The organism is Pseudomonas sp. SIMBA_067 (assembly GCF_046534675.1).
Classification (GTDB): domain Bacteria; phylum Pseudomonadota; class Gammaproteobacteria; order Pseudomonadales; family Pseudomonadaceae; genus Aquipseudomonas; species Aquipseudomonas putida.
The window spans coordinates 1-22,031 of sequence record NZ_JAWRYH010000023.1 but is presented as its reverse complement, the minus strand read 5'-3'; the positions used below and the strand labels follow the sequence as shown (position 1 = coordinate 22,031).

General features: G+C 61.9%; 21 protein-coding genes and 2 tRNA genes. 19 read left to right on the top strand and 4 right to left on the bottom strand.

The window, feature by feature from the left end; genetic code table 11:
* Positions 1-194: 194 nt before the first annotated feature.
* From SB765_RS27635 to SB765_RS27625, 3 genes are read left to right on the top strand one after another with little or no spacing between them, the layout of a single operon-like run.
* Entirely contained in the window at positions 195-854 is a 660-nt protein-coding gene (locus tag SB765_RS27635; protein ID WP_049277607.1) for a paraquat-inducible protein A, read from the top strand.
* Entirely contained in the window at positions 841-1,464 is a 624-nt protein-coding gene (locus tag SB765_RS27630) for a paraquat-inducible protein A (protein WP_016501601.1), read from the top strand. Before SB765_RS27635 ends, SB765_RS27630 begins: the two co-directional genes overlap by 14 nt.
* Positions 1,457-3,757: a PqiB family protein gene (locus SB765_RS27625; protein WP_341797486.1), complete on the top strand. Its 2,301-nt coding sequence runs from the start codon at positions 1,457-1,459 to the stop codon at positions 3,755-3,757. Before SB765_RS27630 ends, SB765_RS27625 begins: the two co-directional genes overlap by 8 nt.
* A gap of 251 nt (positions 3,758-4,008) precedes the next feature.
* On the opposite strand, the gene rpsT is transcribed toward SB765_RS27625, so the two are convergent.
* A complete protein-coding gene (gene rpsT, locus SB765_RS27620; RefSeq protein ID WP_003247625.1) occupies positions 4,009-4,287 on the bottom strand; it encodes a 30S ribosomal protein S20 in 279 nt (92 codons plus the stop codon).
* 250 nt (positions 4,288-4,537) lie between these two features.
* Between rpsT and murJ the strand changes: the two genes are divergently transcribed.
* The 6 genes from murJ (at position 4,538) to ispH (ending at position 11,873) form a co-directional block, all read left to right on the top strand.
* Complete coding sequence (gene murJ / locus SB765_RS27615; protein WP_049277614.1) at positions 4,538-6,076, top strand: murein biosynthesis integral membrane protein MurJ; 1,539 nt, start codon at positions 4,538-4,540, stop codon at positions 6,074-6,076.
* Positions 6,077-6,194: 118 nt separating this feature from the next.
* Complete coding sequence (gene ribF, locus SB765_RS27610; protein WP_016501598.1) at positions 6,195-7,145, top strand: bifunctional riboflavin kinase/FAD synthetase; 951 nt, start codon at positions 6,195-6,197, stop codon at positions 7,143-7,145.
* A complete protein-coding gene (gene ileS, locus SB765_RS27605; RefSeq protein WP_410932252.1) occupies positions 7,142-9,973 on the top strand; it encodes an isoleucine--tRNA ligase in 2,832 nt (943 codons plus the stop codon). The genes ribF and ileS overlap by 4 nt, the downstream gene beginning before the upstream one ends.
* Positions 9,966-10,481, top strand: a complete 516-nt coding sequence (gene lspA / locus SB765_RS27600; RefSeq protein ID WP_016501596.1) for a signal peptidase II — start codon at positions 9,966-9,968, stop codon at positions 10,479-10,481. Before ileS ends, lspA begins: the two co-directional genes overlap by 8 nt.
* The gene (fkpB, locus tag SB765_RS27595; RefSeq protein WP_016501595.1) at positions 10,474-10,911 is read left to right on the top strand and encodes an FKBP-type peptidyl-prolyl cis-trans isomerase; all 438 of its coding nucleotides are present in this window, start codon (positions 10,474-10,476) and stop codon (positions 10,909-10,911) included. The genes lspA and fkpB overlap by 8 nt, the downstream gene beginning before the upstream one ends.
* A gap of 14 nt (positions 10,912-10,925) precedes the next feature.
* Complete coding sequence (gene ispH, locus SB765_RS27590) at positions 10,926-11,873, top strand: 4-hydroxy-3-methylbut-2-enyl diphosphate reductase (protein ID WP_019473246.1); 948 nt, start codon at positions 10,926-10,928, stop codon at positions 11,871-11,873.
* Positions 11,874-11,999: 126 nt separating this feature from the next.
* Here the strand turns inward: ispH and SB765_RS27585 are convergent, their stop codons facing one another.
* Complete coding sequence (locus SB765_RS27585; RefSeq protein ID WP_410932251.1) at positions 12,000-12,491, bottom strand: GspH/FimT family pseudopilin; 492 nt, start codon at positions 12,489-12,491, stop codon at positions 12,000-12,002.
* A gap of 109 nt (positions 12,492-12,600) precedes the next feature.
* Between SB765_RS27585 and SB765_RS27580 the strand changes: the two genes are divergently transcribed.
* The 5 genes from SB765_RS27580 to thiO are packed head-to-tail and all read left to right on the top strand — an operon-like array spanning position 12,601 to position 15,428.
* Positions 12,601-12,780, top strand: a complete 180-nt coding sequence (locus SB765_RS27580) for a prepilin-type N-terminal cleavage/methylation domain-containing protein (protein ID WP_016501592.1) — start codon at positions 12,601-12,603, stop codon at positions 12,778-12,780.
* The gene (locus tag SB765_RS27575; RefSeq protein WP_410932250.1) at positions 12,777-13,424 is read left to right on the top strand and encodes a PilW family protein; all 648 of its coding nucleotides are present in this window, start codon (positions 12,777-12,779) and stop codon (positions 13,422-13,424) included. The genes SB765_RS27580 and SB765_RS27575 overlap by 4 nt, the downstream gene beginning before the upstream one ends.
* Complete coding sequence (locus SB765_RS27570) at positions 13,421-13,885, top strand: hypothetical protein (protein ID WP_410932249.1); 465 nt, start codon at positions 13,421-13,423, stop codon at positions 13,883-13,885. Before SB765_RS27575 ends, SB765_RS27570 begins: the two co-directional genes overlap by 4 nt.
* Position 13,886: 1 nt before the next feature.
* Positions 13,887-14,276, top strand: coding sequence for a type IV pilin protein (locus SB765_RS27565; RefSeq protein WP_410932248.1), 390 nt, complete (start codon positions 13,887-13,889; stop codon positions 14,274-14,276).
* Positions 14,277-14,330: 54 nt separating this feature from the next.
* Positions 14,331-15,428, top strand: coding sequence for a glycine oxidase ThiO (thiO, locus tag SB765_RS27560; protein WP_410932247.1), 1,098 nt, complete (start codon positions 14,331-14,333; stop codon positions 15,426-15,428).
* A gap of 85 nt (positions 15,429-15,513) precedes the next feature.
* Here the strand turns inward: thiO and SB765_RS27555 are convergent, their stop codons facing one another.
* On the bottom strand, positions 15,514-15,744 hold the full coding sequence (locus SB765_RS27555; RefSeq protein ID WP_016501587.1) for a PP0621 family protein: 231 nt from the start codon (positions 15,742-15,744) through the stop codon (positions 15,514-15,516).
* 94 nt (positions 15,745-15,838) lie between these two features.
* Positions 15,839-16,858 (bottom strand): outer membrane protein assembly factor BamD, encoded by a 1,020-nt coding sequence (locus SB765_RS27550; RefSeq protein WP_049273319.1) that lies wholly within the window; start codon positions 16,856-16,858, stop codon positions 15,839-15,841.
* 147 nt (positions 16,859-17,005) lie between these two features.
* On the opposite strand from SB765_RS27550, the gene rluD reads away from it, so the two are divergent.
* From rluD to SB765_RS27525, 5 genes are all read left to right on the top strand, one after another.
* Positions 17,006-17,968: a 23S rRNA pseudouridine(1911/1915/1917) synthase RluD gene (rluD, locus tag SB765_RS27545; RefSeq protein ID WP_041168125.1), complete on the top strand. Its 963-nt coding sequence runs from the start codon at positions 17,006-17,008 to the stop codon at positions 17,966-17,968.
* Complete coding sequence (gene pgeF, locus SB765_RS27540; RefSeq protein ID WP_410932246.1) at positions 17,965-18,705, top strand: peptidoglycan editing factor PgeF; 741 nt, start codon at positions 17,965-17,967, stop codon at positions 18,703-18,705. Before rluD ends, pgeF begins: the two co-directional genes overlap by 4 nt.
* A gap of 187 nt (positions 18,706-18,892) precedes the next feature.
* Positions 18,893-21,457 (top strand): ATP-dependent chaperone ClpB, encoded by a 2,565-nt coding sequence (gene clpB / locus SB765_RS27535; RefSeq protein WP_016501583.1) that lies wholly within the window; start codon positions 18,893-18,895, stop codon positions 21,455-21,457.
* A 418-nt stretch (positions 21,458-21,875) separates the two neighbouring features.
* Positions 21,876-21,951 (top strand) — tRNA-Asn (locus SB765_RS27530).
* A 3-nt stretch (positions 21,952-21,954) separates the two neighbouring features.
* Positions 21,955-22,031, top strand: a tRNA-Pro gene (locus SB765_RS27525).

Genomic DNA, 22,031 nt, shown 5'->3' with positions numbered 1-22,031 from the left:
TACCCCAGTCCTGCCCGACTCCCTGTAGGAGCAGCCTTGTGCTGCGAAGAGGCCGGTAAGGCTAAAGATTATCTTCGACTGCAATGGCCTCTTCGCAGCACAAGGCTGCTCCTACAGGGATCTGTGGTAAGTCGCCTCCCACAATTCGAGCCAGAACACTAGAATAGGCCCACGCACCTATCCAGAAGCGCTATATGCCCAATCCTGTCGAACCCGAAGCCCTGGCCCAATTGCCGTTGGACGAGCTTGTCGCCTGCCACGAATGCGACCTGCTGCTGCGCAAGCCTGTGCTGCAGCGCGATGAAAAAGCCGAATGCCCCCGCTGCGGCTACGAGCTCTATGCCCACCGGCACAATGTAGTCAACCGCAGCCTGGCCCTGGTGCTGACCGCGCTGTTGCTGTTCGTACCTGCCAATTTTCTACCGATCATGCAACTGCACCTGCTTGGCCAGACCTCGGACGATACTGTCTGGAGCGGCGTATTGGGCCTGTACAATTCGCAGATGCGCGGTGTGGCAGTAGTCGTGTTCCTGTGCAGCATGGCCATCCCTCTGGCAAAACTGCTTTGCCAGCTGGCGGTATTGCTGAGTATCCGCTTGAACGTGGGGCGCAACTTCGGCCTGCTGTTCTACCGCATCTATCACCACTTGCGTGACTGGGGCATGCTCGAGGTCTATTTCATGGGTGTGCTGGTGGCTATCGTCAAGCTGGTGGACCTGGCAGAACTGACCGTGGGCCTGGGGCTGTTCTGCTTCATCAGCCTGTTATTGGTCCAGGTATGGCTGGAGGTGGTGATGTCGCCGCACCAGATCTGGAGTGCGCTATCGGGGGAGGACCTGCATGCGGGCGATTGATGCAGGCATTGTTGTCTGCAATGAATGTCATGAACTGAACCGGCAAGTGCCAGATGGCACTTCGCAGACCTGCACACGTTGCGGCGCCATTGTGCATGCCCGCCGCCCGAACAGTATCGTACGTACCTGGGCTCTGCTGATTGCCGCGTCGATCCTGTACATCCCGGCCAACCTGCTGCCGATCATGACCGTGAGTACACTCGGCCAGGGCAGCCCCGACACGATCATGTCCGGCGTCATCACCCTGCTCAAGCACGGCATGGTGCCGATTGCCGCGGTGGTGTTCATTGCCAGTATCCTGGTGCCCACCTTCAAGCTCGTGGGCATCGGCTTGCTGTTGTACTCCGTTCAGCGTCACCAGCCGCTTTCAGCGCGGCAACGGATATTGATGTACCGCTTCATCGAATTCATTGGGCGCTGGTCCATGCTCGATATCTTCGTCATCGCCATCCTGGTGGCAGTGGTGAATTTCGGCCGAATAGCCAGTGTCGAAGCCAATCTGGGCGCTGTCGCCTTTGCAACTGTGGTGATCCTGACAATGCTTGCCGCTTTAACTTTCGATCCCCGACTGATTTGGGATAACACGGAGTCGGATGACGACCATGAGTGATCTGCCAACGGCTAAAACCCGGCCAGCCTCGAACTGGTCGGCCATCTGGATCCTGCCTTTGATCGCCCTGATGATCGGTGGCTGGCTCGCGTGGCAGGCCTATAGCAAGGCCGGCGTGGAAATTGAAGTCCGCTTCGAGTCGGGTGAAGGTATCGTCGCCAACAAGACCGAAGTCATCTACAAGGGCATGCCGGTAGGCAAAGTGAAGAGCTTGTTGCTCGACGCCAAGGGTGACAACCAAGGTGTGATCGCCACCATCGAGATGAACAAGGACGCCGAACCACACCTGACCAAAGGCACGCGTTTCTGGCTGGTGAAGCCGAGTGTCAGCCTGGCGGGTATTACCGGCCTTGAAACACTGGTGTCGGGTAACTACATTGCCGTCAGCCCGGGGGAGGGTGAGCGTACCAAGCGCTTTACCGCCCTGAAGGTTGCGCCGCCGCTCTCGGATTCGGAGCCTGGCCTGCATCTGACCCTTAAAGCCGACAGGCTGGGTTCGCTCAACCGTGACAGCCCGATCTTCTACAAGCAGATCCAGGTGGGTCGGGTGAAAAGCTATCGCCTGTCCGAGGATCAGAGCACCGTCGAGATCAAGGTGTTCATCGAGCCCGCCTACGCCAGCCTGGTGCGCAAGCACACGCGTTTCTGGAACGCCAGCGGCGTCAGCATCGATGCTTCGCTGTCAGGTGTGAAGGTGCGCAGCGAGTCGCTGTCGAGCATCGTAGCCGGTGGTATTGCCTTTGCCACGCCGGAATACCGCAAGGACAGCCCGGCTACCGACCCTAGCCTACCGTTCCGCCTTTATGAAGACTTCGACGCCGCCCAGGCGGGTATACGGGTCAAGGTAAAGCTGAGCGATTACGAGGGCCTGCAGGCAGGCCGCACGCCGGTCATGTACAAGGGCATTCAAGTGGGCTCGTTGAAAGCCCTGAAGATGGAAGACAACCTGTCCAGCGCATCGGCCGAGCTGACGCTGGACCCGCTCACCGAAGACTATCTGGTCGAGGGCACGCAGTTCTGGGTGGTCAAGCCGTCGATTTCCCTGGCAGGTATCACCGGCCTGGAGGCGCTGGTCAAAGGTAACTACATCGCCATCCGCCCGGGTGAGAAGGGTGAACGGCCCGAGCGTGAGTTCGAGGCCCGCGCCAAGGCGCCGCCGCTCGACCTCAAGGCGCCAGGCCTGCACATGGTGTTGTTCGCCGATACCCTGGGTTCTCTGGAAATCGGCAGCCCGGTGATGTACCGCCAAGTCAAAGTGGGTAGCGTGCAGAGCTACCAGTTTGCTCGTAACAGCAACCGTATCCTGATCGGTGTGCATATCGAGAAGGAATACGAAAAGCTGGTCAACGGCTCGTCGCGCTTCTGGAACGTCAGTGGCATTACCCTGACCGGGGGGCTGTCGGGCATCAAGATCAAGAGTGAATCGCTGCAAACGCTGATGGCCGGCGGTATTGCGTTCGACACGCCACGGCCCGATGTGGCGCTGAAACGCCACATTCCACGCTTCCGTCTGCATGACAGCCAGGAAGCGGTAAACCGCGCGGGTACCTTGATCACCGTCCGTGTAGACCGTGCAGATGGCCTGAAGCCGGGTACGCCAATCCGCTTCCGTGGCCTGGATGTGGGCAGTATCGAGAGCGTCGACCTGACCGATGACTTGCAGGCAGTGCTGCTGCGGGCACGTATCACCGAGGCGGCGGGCCGTATTGCTCGTGCCGGTACGCAGTTCTGGGTGGTCAAGCCAGCCTTGGGCCTGGTACGCACCGAGAACCTCGACACGCTGATTGGCGGGCAGTACCTGGAGGTGCAGCCGGCAGCCAAGGACCGTGGCCCGCAGCGCGACTTCATCGCTTTGGCCGATGCCCCGCAAGTGGCTGGGCCTGAGGTGGGCTTGCCATTGACGCTCAGTGCGCCACGGCGTGGTTCGATCAAGCCCGGTGTGCCAGTGACCTATCGAGAGGTTGCGGTTGGCAAGGTGACGGGTTTCGAGTTGGGCCAGAGCGCTGACCGCGTGCTGATCCATATCCTCATCGAGCCGCGCTATGCAGCCCTGGTCCGTAGTGGCAGCCGCTTCTGGAACAGCAGTGGCTTCGGTTTCGACTGGGGGCTGTTCAAGGGGGCTACCGTGCGTACCGAGTCGGTGGAGACTCTGATCGATGGCGGTATCGCCTTTGCAACGCCGGATGGCGAGCAGATGGGCAACCCGGCGCGGCCGCAGCAGACCTTCGCGTTGTTCGACAAGGCAGAGGATGACTGGCTGCAGTGGGCGCCGAAGATTCAGATAGCCAAGTAATGTAAAAAAAAGTAGGGCCGCCAACCGCGGCCCCGCTTTTTTGTGGGAGCGGCCTTGCGTCGCGAAAGGGGCGCGTAGCGGCCCCTCGGTCTTGGCGCAGAAGCTGAGATTGCCGGAGCTGCTCCGCAGCCCTTTCGCGGCGCAAGGCCGCTCCCACAGAGACCGAGTTTCATATGGGGCCGTGCCAGCAAGCATAAATCGCAGGCAACAAAAAACCGACCCTAGGGTCGGTTTTTCGAATAGCGCGTCGCTTAGGCAGCTGCAGCTTCTTTCAGCGCCTTGATGTGGCCATTCAGACGGCCTTTGTGACGAGCAGCTTTGTTCTTGTGGATGATACCTTTGTCGGCCATACGGTCGATTACAGGTACAGCCAGAACGTAAGCGGCTTGCGCTTTTTCGGCGTCTTTTGCGTCAATGGCTTTAACTACATTCTTGATGTAGGTGCGGACCATGGAACGCAGGCTGGCGTTGTGGCTGCGACGCTTCTCAGCCTGTTTTGCACGTTTCTTGGCGGAAGGTGTGTTGGCCACCGTCGAGCTCCTCGAAAGACTTTAGGTAAATAGCAAACAAAATAGGCCGCGAATCATGCCGATCAAGAGATCGATTGTCAAGGCCACCTGCAAGGTTCCGCCGAGCGGTGCGCCAACAAGAGGGAAAGATTCCTTTCTGCTGCGCGACCTGTACACTCGGGAATTTTTGGCTCCCCTGCGAAGGCGCGGGAGTATCGCACATTCGGACGCTGTCTGGCAGCGTCCTCTGCCATTGGCGTGAATCTTTTCGATGAACCTGCTCAAATCCCTGGCCGCAGTAAGCTCGATCACCATGATTTCGCGGGTGCTGGGCTTCGTTCGCGACACCATCCTGGCGCGCATCTTTGGTGCCGGCGTCGCCACCGACGCCTTTTTCATCGCGTTCAAACTGCCCAACCTGTTGCGGCGCATTTTTGCCGAGGGTGCGTTTTCCCAGGCCTTTGTTCCGATCCTGGCCGAATACAAGACCCAGCAGGGCGAGGAGGCGACACGTACCTTCATCGCTTATGTCAGCGGCCTGCTGACCCTGGTCCTCGCCCTGGTGACTGCCATCGGCATCCTCGCGGCGCCGTGGGTGGTGTGGGCAACAGCCCCAGGCTTTGTCGACAACGCAGAAAAATACGAGCTGACCACCTCCCTGTTGCGGGTGACCTTTCCTTATATATTGCTGATCTCGCTGTCTTCCCTGGCCGGTGCGATCCTCAATACCTGGAACCGCTTCTCGGTACCGGCCTTCACCCCGACCCTGTTGAACGTGGCGATGATTGCCTTCGCCGTGCTGCTGACGCCGTACTTCAACCCGCCAATCATGGCCCTGGCCTGGGGCGTGCTGGCGGGTGGCCTGGCGCAGTTGCTGTACCAGCTGCCAGCGTTGAAGAAGATCGGCATGCTCGTACTGCCGCGCCTGAACCTCAAGGACGCGGGTGTGTGGCGGGTACTTAAACAGATGCTGCCGGCGATTCTCGGGGTGTCGGTGAGCCAGATTTCGTTGATCATCAACACCATCTTCGCCTCGTTCCTGGTGGCCGGCTCGGTGTCGTGGATGTATTACGCCGACCGCCTCATGGAGCTGCCTTCAGGCGTACTGGGCGTGGCCCTGGGCACCATCCTGCTGCCCACCCTGGCCAAGACCTACGCCAACAAGGACCGCGAGGAATACTCGCGGATCCTCGACTGGGGCCTGCGCCTATGCTTCCTGCTGGTGCTGCCGTGCACCTTGGCCTTGGCCATCCTTGCCGAGCCGCTGACCGTTGCGCTCTTTCAATATGGCAAGTTCAGTGCGTTTGATGCGGCCATGACACAGCGGGCGCTGATGGCCTATTCGGTAGGTTTGCTGGCGATCATTCTGGTCAAGGTGCTGGCACCCGGCTTCTATGCGCAGCAGAATATCCGCACGCCGGTAAAGATTGCGATTTTCACCCTGGTCTGTACCCAGTTGTTCAACCTCGCCCTGGTCGGCCCGCTTGCACATGCCGGCCTGGCATTGGCAATCAGCCTGGGTGCCTGCCTGAATGCCGGCTTGCTGTTCTGGAAGCTGCGCAGCCAGCAGTTGTTCGAGCCACAGCCAGGCTGGGCAATGTTCCTGCTCAAGCTTGTCTTGGCAGTGGTGCTGATGTCGGCGGTACTGTTGGCGGGCATGCACTATATGCCGGCCTGGGAGCAGGGCATCATGCTTGAGCGCTTCCTGCGGCTTGGGGCGTTGATTGTGGCAGGTGTCGTGACGTATTTCGGCTGCCTGTACCTGTGCGGCTTCCGGCCCCGGCACTTCGCTCGCAAGGCCCTGCACTGAGGCGTCAGGCGGGTCAGGCGTCGGTTTTTCATATTCCACGCCGCCCTTGGGCGCTGCTGCCTGTCACCGGCGCCCGGGTGTGGTTATAATCGGCCACTTTATGAGCAAGAAGCGCGTTATGCAGCTGGTTCGAGGTCTTCACAACCTGCGCCCCGAGCACCGGGGCTGTGTCGCCACCATTGGCAACTTCGACGGGGTTCACCGCGGCCACCAGGCTATCCTGGCGCGCCTGCGCGAGCGTGGTCAGGCCTTGGGCCTGCCGACCTGCGTGGTGATCTTCGAACCGCAACCACGCGAGTACTTCGCCCCCGATACCGCACCGGCGCGCCTGGCCCGCCTGCGCGACAAGGTCGAACTGCTGGCCGCCGAGGGCATCGACCGGGTGCTGTGCCTGGCGTTCAATCAGCGCCTGAGCAAGCTCAGCGCCGATGCCTTCGTCAAAGCCATCCTGGTCGACGGCCTGGGCGTGCGCCACCTCGAAGTGGGTGATGACTTCCGCTTTGGCTGCGACCGCGCCGGCGACTTCGCCTTCCTGATCGAGGCCGGCAAGCAGTACGGCTTCACCGTCGAGGCCGCCAACACGGTAATCCAGGACGGCCTGCGGGTCAGCAGCACCGAAGTGCGCAAGGCCCTGTGCGAAGGTAACTTCGAGCTGGCCGAGCACCTGCTGGGCCGCCCGTACAGCATCACCGGCCGTGTGCTGCATGGCCAGAAGCTGGCCCGCCAGCTCGGCACACCTACCGCCAACATCCAGCTCAAGCGCCGCCGCGTGCCGCTGTCCGGGGTCTACCTGGCCAGCATCGAAATCGACGGCAAGGCCTGGCCGGGTGTAGGCAATATTGGCGTGCGTCCCACCGTTGCCGGTGATGGGCGCCCGCACCTGGAGATTCATCTTCTTGATTTTGCCGGCGACCTGTATGGCCGGCGTCTGACGGTGGAGTTCCACCACAAGCTGCGTGAAGAGCAGCGATTCGCCTCCCTGGAGGCGCTGAAGTCGGCGATCGATGCGGATATCGCCGCCGCACGTGCACATTGGCACGCTCAACCGCTAACGAAGAGCCTGAAATGACCGACTACAAAGCCACGCTTAACCTTCCGGACACCGCCTTCCCCATGAAGGCCGGCCTGCCTCAGCGCGAACCGCAGATCCTGCAGCGCTGGGACAGCATTGGCCTGTACCAGAAGCTGCGCGAAATTGGCAAGGATCGTCCCAAGTTCGTCCTGCACGACGGCCCGCCCTATGCCAACGGCAAGATTCACATCGGTCATGCGCTGAACAAGATCCTCAAGGACATGATCGTCCGCTCCAAGACCCTGGCCGGCTACGATGCGCCGTATGTACCGGGTTGGGACTGCCATGGCCTGCCGATCGAGCACAAGGTCGAGGTTACCCACGGCAAGCACCTGTCTGCCGACCGCACCCGCGAGCTGTGCCGCGAGTACGCCGCCGAGCAGATCGAAGGGCAGAAGACCGAGTTCATTCGCCTGGGTGTACTGGGTGACTGGGACAACCCGTACAAGACCATGAACTTCGCCAACGAGGCCGGTGAAATCCGTGCCCTGGCCGAGATGGTCAAGCAAGGCTTCGTGTTCAAGGGCCTCAAGCCTGTGAACTGGTGCTTCGATTGCGGTTCGGCCCTGGCTGAAGCGGAAGTCGAATACGCCGACAAGAAATCCCAGACCATCGACGTGGCCTTCCCGGTTGCCGACGAGGCCAAGCTGGCTGCCGCCTTCGGGTTGGACGCGCTGGCCAAGCCAGCCGCCATCGTGATCTGGACCACCACTGCGTGGACCATCCCCGCCAACCAGGCGCTGAACATCCACCCGGAGTTCAAGTACGCCCTGGTCGATACCGGCGAGCGTCTGCTGGTGCTGGCCGAAGAGCTGGTCGAGTCGTGCCTGAAGCGCTACAACCTGGAAGGCTCGGTCGTCGCCACTGCCCAGGGTTCGGCCCTGGAGCTGATCAACTTCCGCCACCCGTTCTACGACCGCCTGTCGCCTGTCTACCTGGCCGACTACGTCGAACTGGGCGCCGGTACCGGTGTGGTTCACTCCGCGCCTGCCTACGGTGAAGACGACTTCGTCACCTGCAAGCGCTACGGCATGGTCAACGACGACATTCTCACCCCGGTGCAGAGCAATGGCGTGTATGTCGAGTCGCTGGAGTTCTTCGGCGGCCAGTTCATCTGGAAGGCCAACCCGGCCATCGTCGAGAAGCTGAGCGAAGCCGGTGCGCTGATGCACACCGAAACCATCAGCCACAGCTACATGCACTGCTGGCGCCACAAGACCCCGCTGATCTACCGCGCAACCGCGCAGTGGTTCGTCGGCATGGACAAGCAGCCAGGCACTGGCGAGCCGCTGCGTGAGCGCGCGCTCAAGGCCATCGAAGAGACCAAGTTCGTGCCGGCCTGGGGCCAGGCGCGCCTGCATTCGATGATCGCCAACCGCCCGGACTGGTGCATCTCGCGTCAACGCAACTGGGGCGTGCCGATCCCGTTCTTCCTGCACAAGCAGACCGGCGAGCTGCACCCACGTACCGTCGAACTGATGGAAGCGGTGGCCAAGCGCGTCGAACAGGAAGGTATCGAGGCCTGGTTCAAGCTGGATGCCGTCGAACTGCTGGGTGAAGAAGCGGGCCAGTATGACAAGATCACCGATACCCTGGACGTGTGGTTCGACTCCGGCACCACCCACTGGCACGTGCTGCGTGGCTCGCACGATATCGGCCACGCCACCGGCCCGGTCGCCGACCTGTACCTGGAAGGCTCCGACCAGCATCGTGGCTGGTTCCACTCGTCGTTGCTCACCGGTTGCGCCATCGACAACCACGCGCCGTACCGCGAACTGCTGACCCACGGCTTCACCGTGGACGAGAACGGCCGCAAGATGTCCAAGTCGCTGGGTAACACCATCGAGCCGGAGAAGGTCAACAACACCCTGGGTGCCGACATCCTGCGCCTGTGGGTTTCGGCCACTGACTATTCCGGTGAAATGGCGGTTTCCGAGCAGATCCTGCAGCGTAGCGCCGACGCCTACCGCCGTATCCGCAATACCGCACGCTTCCTGCTGTCCAACCTGTCCGGTTTCGACCCGGCCCGCGATCTGCTGGCCCCGGAAGACATGCTGGCACTGGACCGCTGGGCCGTGGACCGTACCCTGCTGCTGCAACGCGAGCTTGAAGAGCACTACAGCGAGTACCGTTTCTGGAACGTCTACTCCAAGGTGCACAACTTCTGCGTGCAGGAGTTGGGCGGCTTCTACCTCGACATCATCAAGGACCGCCAGTACACCACCGGCGCCAACAGTGTCGCCCGCCGTTCCTGCCAGACCGCGCTGTACCACATCAGCGAAGCGCTGGTGCGCTGGATTGCGCCGATCCTGGCGTTCACCGCTGACGAAATCTGGCAATACCTGCCGGGCGAGCGCAACGAGTCGGTGATGCTCAACGGCTGGTACCAGGGCCTGAGCGAGCTGCCGGAAGGCACCGAGCTGGACCGCGCCTACTGGGACCGTGTAATGGCGGTGAAGGCATCGGTCAACAAGGAGCTGGAAAACCAGCGTACCGCCAAGGTCATCGGCGGCAACCTGCAGGCCGAAGTCACCCTGTATGCCGACGAAGGCCTGAGCGCCGACCTGGGCAAGCTGGGCGACGAGCTGCGCTTCGTGCTGATCACCTCGGCCGCCAGCGTGGTGCCGTTCGTGCAGGCACCGGCGGACGCCGTGGCCACCGAAGTCGAAGGCCTCAAGCTGAAAGTGGTCAAGTCCGGCCATGCCAAGTGCGGCCGTTGCTGGCACTTCCGCGCCGACGTAGGCAGCCACCCGGAGCACCCGGAAATCTGCAGCCGTTGCGTCGATAACCTGACCGGTTCGGGCGAGGTGCGTCACTATGCCTAACCCGGCAGTGGGGCGCTTCGGGCGCCTTGCATGGCTTTGGCTGAGCTTGCTGGTGCTGGTCGTCGACCAGGCCACCAAGCTGTATTTCAACAACGCCCTGACCATGTACCAGCAGATTGTGGTCATCCCTGACTACTTCAGCTGGACCTTGGCCTACAACACCGGCGCCGCTTTCAGCTTCCTCGCTGATGGCGCTGGCTGGCAGCGCTGGCTGTTCGCCCTGATCGCCGTGGTGGTCAGTGCCGTGCTGGTGGTGTGGCTCAAGCGCCTGGGGCGCAACGAAACCTGGCTGGCCGTGGCGCTGGCGCTGGTGCTGGGTGGCGCCATTGGCAACCTGTACGACCGCGTCGTGCTGGGCCATGTGGTCGACTTCATCCTGGTGCACTGGCAAAACCGCCATTACTTCCCGGCCTTCAACGTGGCCGACAGCGCCATCACCGTTGGTGCGGTGATGCTGGCGCTGGATATGTTCAAGAGCAAGAAGTCCGAGGATCCGGTCCATGACTGACACCCGTATCGGCCAGAACACCGAAGTCACCCTGCACTTCGCGCTGCACCTGGAAAACGGCGACACCGTCGACAGCACGTTCGACAAAGCGCCGGCCACCTTCAAGGTTGGCGATGGCAACCTGTTGCCGGGCTTCGAAAACGCGCTGTTCGGCTTCAAGGCCGGTGACAAGCGCACCGTGGTAGTGGCCCCGGAGAACGCCTTCGGCCAGCCCAACCCGCAAAACGTGCAAGTCATGCCGCGGTCCAACTTCGAGGGCATGGAGCTGTCCGACGGGCTGCTGATCATCTTCAACGATGCCGCCAACGCCGAGCTGCCGGGTGTGGTCAAAGCGTTCGATGACGACCAGGTGACCATCGACTTCAATCACCCACTGGCTGGCAAGACCCTGACCTTCGAGGTGGAGATCCTCGAGGTGAAGGCCCTGTAAGCCTGGAGCCGATCATGCAAATCAAACTCGCCAACCCTCGCGGCTTTTGCGCGGGGGTCGACCGGGCGATCGAGATCGTCAACCGCGCGCTGGAAGTCTTCGGCCCGCCGATCTATGTGCGTCACGAAGTGGTGCACAACAAGTTCGTGGTAGAAGACCTGCGCAACCGCGGTGCCATCTTCGTCGAAGAGCTGGACCAGGTGCCGGACGATGTCATCGTCATCTTCAGTGCTCACGGTGTTTCCCAGGCAGTGCGCCAGGAAGCCGCTGGCCGTGGCCTGAAAGTGTTCGATGCCACCTGCCCGCTGGTGACCAAGGTGCACATCGAGGTGGCCAAGTACAGCCGCGACGGCCGTGAGTGCATTCTCATCGGCCACGAAGGGCACCCGGAAGTCGAAGGCACCATGGGCCAGTACGACGCCAGCAACGGTGGTTCCATCTACCTCGTCGAAGACGAAGATGATGTAGCCAGGCTGCAGGTGCGCGACCCTGACCACCTGGCCTTCGTGACCCAGACCACCTTGTCGATGGACGACACCAGCCGCGTCATCGACGCCCTGCGTGCGCGCTTCCCGAACATCGGTGGCCCGCGTAAGGACGACATCTGCTACGCCACCCAGAACCGCCAGGACGCCGTTAAGCAACTGGCGGGCGAGTGCGACGTGGTGCTGGTAGTCGGCAGCCCGAACAGCTCCAACTCAAACCGCCTGCGTGAGCTGGCCGAGCGCATGGGCACCCCGGCCTACCTGATCGACGGTGCCGAGGACATGCAACAGGGCTGGTTCGAACAGTCGGCGCGTATTGGCATCACTGCGGGTGCTTCGGCCCCCGAAGTGCTGGTACGTGGCGTGATCGAACAGCTCAAGGCCTGGGGCGCTACCGGTGCTGAAGAGCTGGACGGGCGTGAAGAGAACATCACCTTCTCGATGCCAAAAGAGCTGCGGGTTCGCTCGCTGATCTGACTGAAGCCTGTACTGGCCTCATCGCCGGCAAGCCAGCTCCTACAGGTACTGCACAAGCCTTGAAGGCAGTGATATCCCTGTGGGAGCTGGCTTGCCGGCGATAGGGCCGGCAAGGTCGGCTCAAGGCTATGTACTTGCACAGCGAGTATTGTTTCGGTCCTCTGCAAGCAATCTGACTCTCCCGGTCGATGCCAGCACCACTTGATATCGGCTGCTGGCAGATGAGCGTTCACACACTTCCAGCGTTGTTCCCAACCAGCTGTTGTTCAGCGTCATTGGAACGCCCAGCGCACTGAACTTGAACTGCTCCCCGCGATTGCTCGTAATGTTGAGCGGCCTCGAAAGGCGCTGCTCGCGCAGCAGCTGCTGGTTATGCTCCAGCACCACCCGCCAACCATTCCCCCAATTACCGTCCAGCGCCTGCACCAGCACCGGCTGGCTTTGCAGCATCGCGTGGCTGCGTGCGCTGCGCAGTGCCTGTGCCAAATCACGCGCCGCGGCTGCCCTGTGTAGGTCGTCGCTCATCCTGGCGTAGGCCGGCATACCGAGCTGTGTCAGCAAGACAGCTATGGCCAAGGCCGACAACATTTGTATCAGTGTTACGCCTCGTTGCTTCACCGTGCATTCCTCCCTGGAAGTGCTTGGCTATAGCTTCACGTTCGCTGGCCAGGCGGTCTAGTCGGCCAGGTTCAGGGCTATTGCAGGAAAAGTCGCAGGAGGTGCAGGGATGCACGCGAGGCAACGGGGCATGACGCTCATGGAAGTGTTGTTGGCGGTCGTGGTTGTGGCCGTGGGCATGTTCGCAACGGCATCAATACAGTTGCAGGCATTGCAGGCTGCGGACAGCGCGCGCCGTGATGGGCAGGCGGCAATGGCGGCGCACAGTGAGCTTGAGAGGCGGCGATGAAGGCCCGTCAGAGCGGGTTCGGTTTACTTGAGGTGGTGATGGCGCTGGCCATCGGGTTGATGCTGCTGGCCGCAGCCAGCCAGCTCTTCGCTTCGGCACACCAGACGTGGCGCCTGCAAAGTACCGCGGTGCGCATGCAGGATGAGGCACGTCAGGCGTTGCTGCGTATGGCTCAGGATATTCGCATGGCCGGAATGTTCGGCTGCCTGCGCCTGCGACCTGACGACTTCAAGAGCTCCACTGCACAGCAGGCCTTCGCCCGTCCTCTGGAGGTGGCACCGTCCATGCTGAGCCTCGTGGTAGCAGAGCTACCCGGGCAGGCAGGAGCACCTGACTGGTTCTTGCAGACAGACTGCCTTGAAAAGGTATCTGTGGAGGATGGGCAAAGCGCGAGCAAGCCCCACCCACTGGCGTATCCCGTTAGCAAGTACGTCTACCAGCTTAACGGCGATACCCTGAGCTTTAGACGACGAACCAGCTTCCAGCCGCTGGTGGAGAATGTGCGAGAAGTGCATTTCGAGCGTGTGCAAACGCCCCGGGGAGAGCGGGTAGATATCGCACTCACGTTGTACGAGCCCACGCTCAAACTCGTACAGCGCCATGAACTGAGCGTGGCACTGCGCAACCCGGTGCCGGGGCCATGAAGCGTCAACGCGGTGTTGTGCTGCTGTTGGCGTTGGTACTGAGCTTGCTGCTCGGCTTGTTGTCGGTCTCGGCCCTGCGCGAGGCCTTGGTGGAGACGCGAATGGCTGGCTACATGCGCGATGGTCTGCTGGCGTTCGAAGAGGCCGAGGCCGCGTTGCAAGCAGGTGCGGGTGAGCTCAAGCGGGCACCTCCCGATCGGTGTACCGCGTGCTTGCCGCCAGCTCGACCGCACGATCTGGCCGGGCAGTGGCAGGTCACACAGAGCGGTTACTTCCATGTACAGAACCTGGGCACGAGCACCTGCGCTGCGCATATGCCGGATGAGCTGCTTGTCACCTTGTTCCGGATAACGGCCGTCAGCAAGCAAACCCAGTCCCGGCATGTGCTGGAGGCCGTCTACGCCGTGGCCGGTGACACAACCCGGCGCATCACCTGGCGGCAAAGACTGAGAGGAGACTGACATGCAGCAAGGCTTGAGCCTGATCGAGTTGTTGATTGTGCTGGCCGTGACCGGCATTCTGGCAGCCATTGCCTACCCCAGTTACAGCGACCAGCTTCGGCGAGCCGCACGCAGCGAAGTGGTTGGCCTGCTGCATGATGCCGCCCTGCGCCTGGAGCGCCACCGCGTACGCACCGGCCAATATGCCCAGGGCGACCCGGCCTTGCCCGACGGTACCCGCTATTACAGCCTGCAGGCCCAGCGCGACAGCGACACCTTCACGCTGCGCGCCCGGCGGCTGCCCCATGGGCTGATGGCGCAGGATGGCTGTGGCGACTTCCAGCTCGACCAGGCCGGTGTGCAGCGCAACCCCGGTGCCGTTGACGGCAGCGAGCACTGCTGGGGAAGCTGAAGGTTGAATGGTGCCCGGTGCATCGCGGTTTTACTTCAGGTGTTGGATCGACAGATGAGCAAGCAAGTAGTGGTGGTCGGCGGCGGGGTGATCGGCCTGCTGACGGCGTTCAACCTGGCGGCCAAGGTCGGGCAGGTGGTGGTGTGTGATCAGGGCGAAGTCGGCCGTGAGTCGTCGTGGGCCGGCGGCGGCATTGTTTCGCCGCTGTACCCGTGGCGCTACAGCCCGGCAGTCACCGCCCTGGCGCACTGGTCGCAGGACTTTTATCCACAGCTGGGCGAGCGCTTGTTCGCCAGCACCGGCGTCGACCCCGAAGTGCACACCACGGGCTTGTACTGGCTCGACCTGGATGACGAGGCCGAAGCGCTGGCTTGGGCCGAACGTGAGCAGCGGCCGCTCAGTGCCGTGGATATCTCGGCGGCCTACGACGCGGTGCCGGTGCTGGGGCCGGGCTTCAAGCGCGCCATCTACATGGCCGGTGTAGCCAACGTGCGCAACCCGCGCCTGGTGAAATCGCTGAAGGCGGCGCTGCTGGCGTTGCCCAACGTAACCCTGCGAGAGAACTGCCAGATCACCGGCTTTGTTCAGCAGGGCGGGCGCGTGACCGGCGTGCAGACCGCTGAAGGCGTGCTGGCGGCGGATGAGGTGGTGCTCAGTGCCGGGGCTTGGAGTGGCGACCTGTTGCGTACCTTGGGCCTTGAGCTGCCGGTAGAGCCGGTGAAGGGCCAGATGATCCTGTTCAAGTGCGCCGAGGACTTTTTGCCGAGCATGGTGCTGGCCAAGGGGCGCTATGCGATCCCGCGGCGGGATGGGCACATTCTGGTGGGCAGTACGCTGGAGCATGCCGGGTACGACAAGACCCCGACCGAAGATGCGCTGGAAAGCCTGAAGGCATCGGCGGTGGAGTTGCTGCCAGGGCTCGAAGGGGCCACGGTGGTGGGGCACTGGGCCGGGTTGCGGCCGGGCTCGCCCGAGGGTATTCCCTACATCGGGCCGGTGCCAGGGTACGAGGGGTTGTGGCTGAACTGCGGTCACTACCGCAACGGGCTGGTGCTGGCGCCGGCTTCCTGCCAGCTGTTTACCGACTTGCTGACCGGGGCCGAGCCAATCATCGACCCGGCGCCGTATGCACCAGCAGGGCGTCTGGGTTGAGATCGCCGGGGCTACAGAAAGTACACGATGCTTTGTAGGCGCGGCCCTATGGCGAGGCAAGGCCGCTCCTGCAGCGGTTTGGTGTTCAGCCTTGTTGGCCAGGCCCCTGTTGCAGGTGCGCCTGGCTGCAATACCACTCTTTGCCCTGCTGCAGCGCCCGGTCGTTGGGCAGGTGCACGCCGCAATGGGCGCAGCGCACCATCTGCAGGGGCGCATCCAGCTTCGCCTCGGGGTGCGACTGTTGGCTGACTTTGAACTTGCGCCACAGCCAGAACGCGGCGGCGATCAGGGCGATCCAGAAAAGTAGGCGAACCATGGTGTCCAGCTTGTCGATTGAAGAAGCTGACAGTCTAGGGCGCGGCCAATAAAAAAGGGAGGCCCAAGGCCTCCCTTTCATTTACCGCTGTGTGTCAGTCGAACAGACCAAAGGTCATGTAGCTGAACCAGGAACGGTCTTTTTCGGCTGCTTTCGGGCCTTCCGGCACGATCGGATCGCCGTTTTCGTCTTTCGGTAGCAGCTCTTGCGGCATCTCGTCACGCGCGTCCTGGAACTGCTTGACCACGTCCTGGTTGGCGCGGGTTTCGCCCGGCGGCAGCGGCGTATCGGTTTCGATCAGGCCCAGGGTGGCCTTGGACAGCCAGCCGCGCCCGTCAGACTCGGTCTGCTTGGGCTGGAACTCGCCATCGGCCAGGCTCGGGTGGTCCGGGTAGTTGAGCTTGAGGGTTTCCAGGCTGCTGGCGGCCAGTTCGTCCAGGTGCATCTTCTGGTACGACTCGACCATCACCGCCAGGCCGTCGCCGACCGATGGGGTTTCCTGGAAGTTTTCTACCACGTAGCGGCCACGGTTGGCGGCGGCCACATAGGCCTGGCGGCTCAGGTAGTAGTCGGCCACATGAATTTCATACGAGGCCAGCAGGTTGCGCAGGTAGATCATGCGCTGCTTGGCGTCGGGCGAGTAGCGGCTGTTGGGGAAGCGGCTGGTCAGCTGGGCGAACTCGTTGTACGAGTCGCGGGCGGCACCCGGGTCACGCTTGGTCATGTCCAGCGGCAGGAAGCGCGCCAGCAGGCCACGGTCCTGGTCGAACGAGGTCAGGCCTTTGAGGTAGTAGGCGTAGTCGACGTTCGGGTGCTGCGGGTGCAGGCGGATGAAGCGCTCGGCGGCCGACTTGGCAGCCTCGGGCTCGGAGTTCTTGTAGTTGGCGTAGATCAGCTCGAGCTGCGCCTGGTCGGCATAGCGACCGAACGGGTAGCGCGACTCCAGGGCCTTGAGTTTGTTCACGGCGCTGGTGTAGCTGGAGTTGTCCAGGTCAGCTTGCGCCTGCTGGTACAGCTCGGCTTCGCTGAGGTTCTCGTCAATGACCTCTTTATTAGAGGAACAGGCCGCGGTAAGCCCGAGGATGGCGATCAGCAGCAGGTGTTTCACTTGCATGGCGGCTTGCGTCCCTTTGACGGCCGCTGTCTTGGGCGGTGCCGTCCTGTTATGATGAGCGCCCCGGCCAACCCCGGGACAAAAGAAGCCGTATTTAACCACAAGCTCGCAGCCGAAACCAAAGGCTGTGCGCCCGCCGAATCGAGCATGTCCGAGATCATTCAACTTAGCGCAGAGGTACCGTCCGAACTGGGCGGCCAACGCCTCGACCAGGTCGCCGCCCAATTGTTCGCTGAGTACTCGCGTTCGCGGCTTACTTCGTGGATCAAAGAGGGCCGCCTGACGGTCGATGGCGCCGTTGTGCGCCCTCGAGACACCGTCTATGGTGGCTCGCTGCTAGCACTGCAGGCCGAACAAGAGGCCCAGGGCGAGTGGATCCCAGAAGATATCGAACTGGATATCGTCTACGAAGACGACCATATCATGGTAATCAACAAGCCTGCCGGGCTGGTTGTGCACCCGGCTGCCGGTCATGCCAGTGGTACGCTGCTCAATGCGCTGCTGCACCACGTGCCAGACATCGTCAACGTACCGCGCGCCGGCATCGTTCACCGGCTGGATAAAGACACCACCGGCTTGATGGTGGTGGCCAAGACCTTGCAAGCGCAGACCAGGCTGGTCGAGCAGATGCAGGCGCGCAAGGTCAGCCGCATTTATGAATGCATCGTGATCGGCGTGGTAACTTCCGGTGGCAAGATCGATGCCCCGATCGGCCGCCACGGCGGCATGCGCCAGCGCATGGCAGTCACCGACGGCGGCAAGCCGGCGGTCAGCCACTACCGCGTGCTCAAGCGCTTCCGCTCGCACACCCACGTGCGGGTAAAGCTGGAAACCGGCCGTACCCACCAGATTCGTGTGCACATGGCCCACGTTGGCTTCCCGCTGGTCGGTGACCAGACGTACGGTGGGCGCTTCCGCATTCCACCGGCTGCCAGCCCGACCATGGTCGAGGCGGTGAAAACCTTCCCTCGCCAGGCGCTGCATGCGCGCTTCCTGGCGTTGGCTCACCCGATCACCGGTGAAATCATGAAGTGGGAATCGCCACTGCCCGATGACTTCCTCTGGTTGCTGTCGCTGCTGAGCGAAGACCGCGAGAGCTTTATCGGATGAGTGGCCTGACGCAGTCGCTGCTGTTTCCCGACTGGCCGGCCCCGGCCTCGGTTCGCGCCTGTGTCACCACCCGTCAGGGCGGCGTCAGCCTGCCGCCCTACGAAACCTTCAACCTTGGCGACCACGTAGGGGATGACCCTGCTGCCGTTGCCGAGAACCGCCGTCGCCTCAGCGACACGTTCGCCATCCAGCCGGCCTGGCTCAAGCAGGTGCATGGGCTGGTGGTGGCGGATGCCGACCCGGCCTTGGTGGCCGAGGCGGACGCCAGCTGGACCGACCAGCCTGGCATTGCCTGTACGGTGATGACCGCCGATTGCCTGCCTGCGCTGTTCTGCGACCGGGCCGGTACTCGCGTGGCGGCGGCGCATGCGGGCTGGCGCGGGTTGGCGGGCGGCGTGCTGGAAGCCACCTTGGACCGCCTGGCACTGCCACCTGAAGAAGTGCTGGTGTGGTTGGGGCCGGCCATTGGCCCACAGGCTTTCGAAGTGGGGCTGGAAGTGCGTGATGCCTTTACCGCCGTGCACCCGCAAGCCGCTCGGGCATTCGTCGAGGGCGAACGGCCTGGCAAGCTTATGGCGAATATCTACCAGCTGGCGCGCATTCGTCTGGCTGCCCGTGGCGTAACTGCCGTGTATGGCGGCGGCTTGTGCACGGTCAGTGATGCGCGGTTCTTCTCCTATCGCCGTACCCCGCAGGGTGGGCGGTTTGCATCACTGGTGTGGCTGCAACCCCGCTAGCCTGTACTGGCCTCTTCGCGGACTCGCCCGCGAATGGCCTCCGTTAATCCAACAGGTTGACTTCGGTCAACCCCGCTACGCTTGAATCTTCCAGAATCAGCCTTATCTATAAGGTCATCTCAGGCAGGTTTCTTCATAAACAGGCGCTGTCCATCGCTCCGACCTGCCCTTTAAAGGAAGGTACACCATGCGAATAGACCGTTTGACCAGCAAGCTGCAATTAGCGATATCCGATGCTCAATCCCTGGCCGTTGGCATGGACCACCCAGCCATCGAGCCCGTGCACCTGATGCAGGCACTGCTTGAACAGCAGGGCGGTTCGATCAAGCCGCTGCTGATGCAGGTTGGCTTCGACATCAACAGCCTGCGCCAGGCACTAGTGAAAGAGCTCGACCAGCTACCGAAAATCCAGAACCCCACCGGCGACGTGAACATGTCGCAGGACCTGGCACGCCTGCTTAACCAGGCCGACCGCCTCGCCCAGCAGAAGGGCGACCAGTTCATTTCCAGCGAACTGGTGTTGCTGGCTGCCATGGACGAGAACAGCAAGCTCGGCAAGCTGCTGCTGAGCCAGGGCGTGAGCAAGAAAGCCCTGGAAAACGCCATCAACAACCTGCGTGGCGGCGCGGCAGTGAATGATGCCAACGCCGAAGAGTCGCGCCAGGCGCTGGACAAGTACACCGTCGACCTCACCAAGCGTGCCGAAGAAGGCAAGCTGGACCCGGTGATTGGCCGTGACGACGAAATCCGCCGTACCGTGCAGGTGCTGCAACGCCGTACCAAGAACAACCCGGTGTTGATCGGTGAGCCTGGTGTGGGTAAAACCGCCATCGCCGAAGGCCTGGCCCAGCGCATTATCAATGGTGAAGTGCCTGATGGCCTCAAGGGCAAGCGCCTGCTGGCGCTGGACATGGGCGCGCTGATTGCCGGTGCCAAGTACCGCGGCGAGTTCGAAGAGCGCCTCAAATCGCTTTTGAACGAGCTGTCCAAGCAGGAAGGCCAGATCATTCTGTTCATCGATGAACTGCACACCATGGTCGGCGCCGGTAAAGGCGAAGGCGCCATGGACGCCGGCAACATGCTCAAGCCAGCCTTGGCGCGCGGCGAGCTGCACTGCGTCGGCGCCACCACGCTGAACGAGTACCGCCAGTACATCGAGAAGGACGCCGCCCTGGAGCGCCGCTTCCAGAAGGTGTTGGTAGAGGAGCCAAGCGAGGAAGACACCATCGCGATTCTGCGTGGCCTGAAAGAGCGCTATGAAGTGCACCACAAGGTGGCCATCACCGACGGTGCCATTATCGCAGCCGCCAAGCTCAGCCACCGCTATATCACTGACCGCCAGCTGCCGGACAAGGCGATTGACCTGATTGACGAAGCGGCCAGCCGCATCCGCATGGAGATCGACTCCAAGCCGGAAGTGCTCGACCGCCTTGATCGCCGCCTGATCCAGTTGAAGGTGGAATCGCAGGCGCTGAAGAAGGAAGAAGACGAAGCGGCGAAAAAACGCCTCGAGAAGCTGACCGAAGAAATCGAGCGGTTGGAGCGTGAATATTCCGACCTGGAAGAAATCTGGGCATCGGAAAAGGCCGAAGTGCAGGGCTCTGCGCAGATCCAGCAAAAGATCGAACAGGCCCGCCAGGAACTGGAAGCCGCCCGCCGCAAAGGTGACCTGAGCCGCATGGCCGAGCTGCAGTACGGGGTAATCCCCGACCTGGAGCGCAGCCTGCAGATGGTCGACCAGCACGGCAAGACCGAAAACCAGTTGCTGCGCAACAAGGTGACTGAGGAAGAAATTGCCGAAGTGGTGTCGAAGTGGACCGGCATCCCTGTGTCCAAGATGCTGGAAGGCGAGCGCGAGAAGCTGCTGAAAATGGAAGCGCTGCTGCACCAGCGCGTGATCGGCCAGAACGAGGCGGTGACCGCCGTGGCCAACGCCGTGCGCCGCTCGCGTGCCGGGCTGTCCGACCCGAGCCGGCCAAGCGGTTCGTTCCTGTTCCTCGGCCCCACCGGTGTGGGCAAGACCGAGCTGTGCAAGGCGCTGGCCGAGTTCCTGTTCGACACCGAAGAGGCGATGGTGCGTATCGACATGTCCGAGTTCATGGAGAAACACTCCGTGGCTCGCCTGATCGGTGCACCACCAGGGTATGTAGGGTATGAAGAGGGCGGTTACCTGACCGAGGCCGTACGGCGCAAGCCATACTCGGTGGTGCTGCTGGATGAGGTGGAGAAAGCCCACCCGGATGTGTTCAACGTGCTGCTGCAGGTGCTGGAAGACGGCCGCCTGACCGACAGCCACGGGCGCACCGTGGACTTCCGCAACACGGTGATCGTGATGACCTCCAACCTGGGCTCGGCACAGATCCAGGAACTGGTAGGCGACCGCGAGGCACAGCGTGCGGCGGTGATGGATGCAGTGGGCGCGCATTTCCGTCCGGAGTTCATCAACCGTATCGACGAAGTGGTGGTGTTCGAGCCACTGGGCCGCGAGCAGATCGCCGGCATTACCGAGATCCAGCTGGGCCGCCTGCGCAGCCGTCTGCTGGAGCGCGAACTGTCGCTGAGCCTGAGCCCGGAGGCCCTGGACAAGCTGATTGCCGTGGGTTACGACCCGGTGTACGGCGCACGGCCGCTGAAGCGGGCTATCCAGCGCTGGATCGAAAACCCGCTGGCGCAGCTGATCTTGGCTGGCCAGTTTGTGCCGGGTACCTCGATTACCGCCACAGTGGAAGGCGACGAAATCGTCTTTGGGTAATGTGTTTCACCATGAGCCCCGCTTTTGCGGGGCTTTTTTTTGCTTTCTCACAGGCGCTGTGGCGCCCCTGTGGCAGCGGGTTTACCCGCGAAGAGGCCGGCACAGCCCAGTAAAATCGGGGCTTTCGGGGAATTCAGGATAACTTGCTGAAATTTTTGAAATTTTTGCTTGCATCAAAATTCGAGTGACCCTAATATACGCCGCGTTGTCAGGCACTAAGCGAATCACCAGCAACATCGGTGACCGCAAAACAACTTACAAATCAGTAAGTTGAATGAAAAAAAGTGGTTGACAAGCAAAACGAAGAATGTAGAATAGCCGGCCTCAGCAGCGACAAAGCGAAAGCTAAGAAGCTAAAGAGTCCGAAGCGAACACAGCCTTCGGAGTAGCAAATCGGTAAGTTGTACCGAAGTTCAGTTCCGCGATAGCTCAGTCGGTAGAGCAAATGACTGTTAATCATTGGGTCCCTGGTTCGAGTCCAGGTCGCGGAGCCATCTCGGGGTGTAGCGCAGTCCGGTAGCGCGCCTGCTTTGGGAGCAGGATGTCAGGAGTTCGAATCCCCTCACCCCGACCA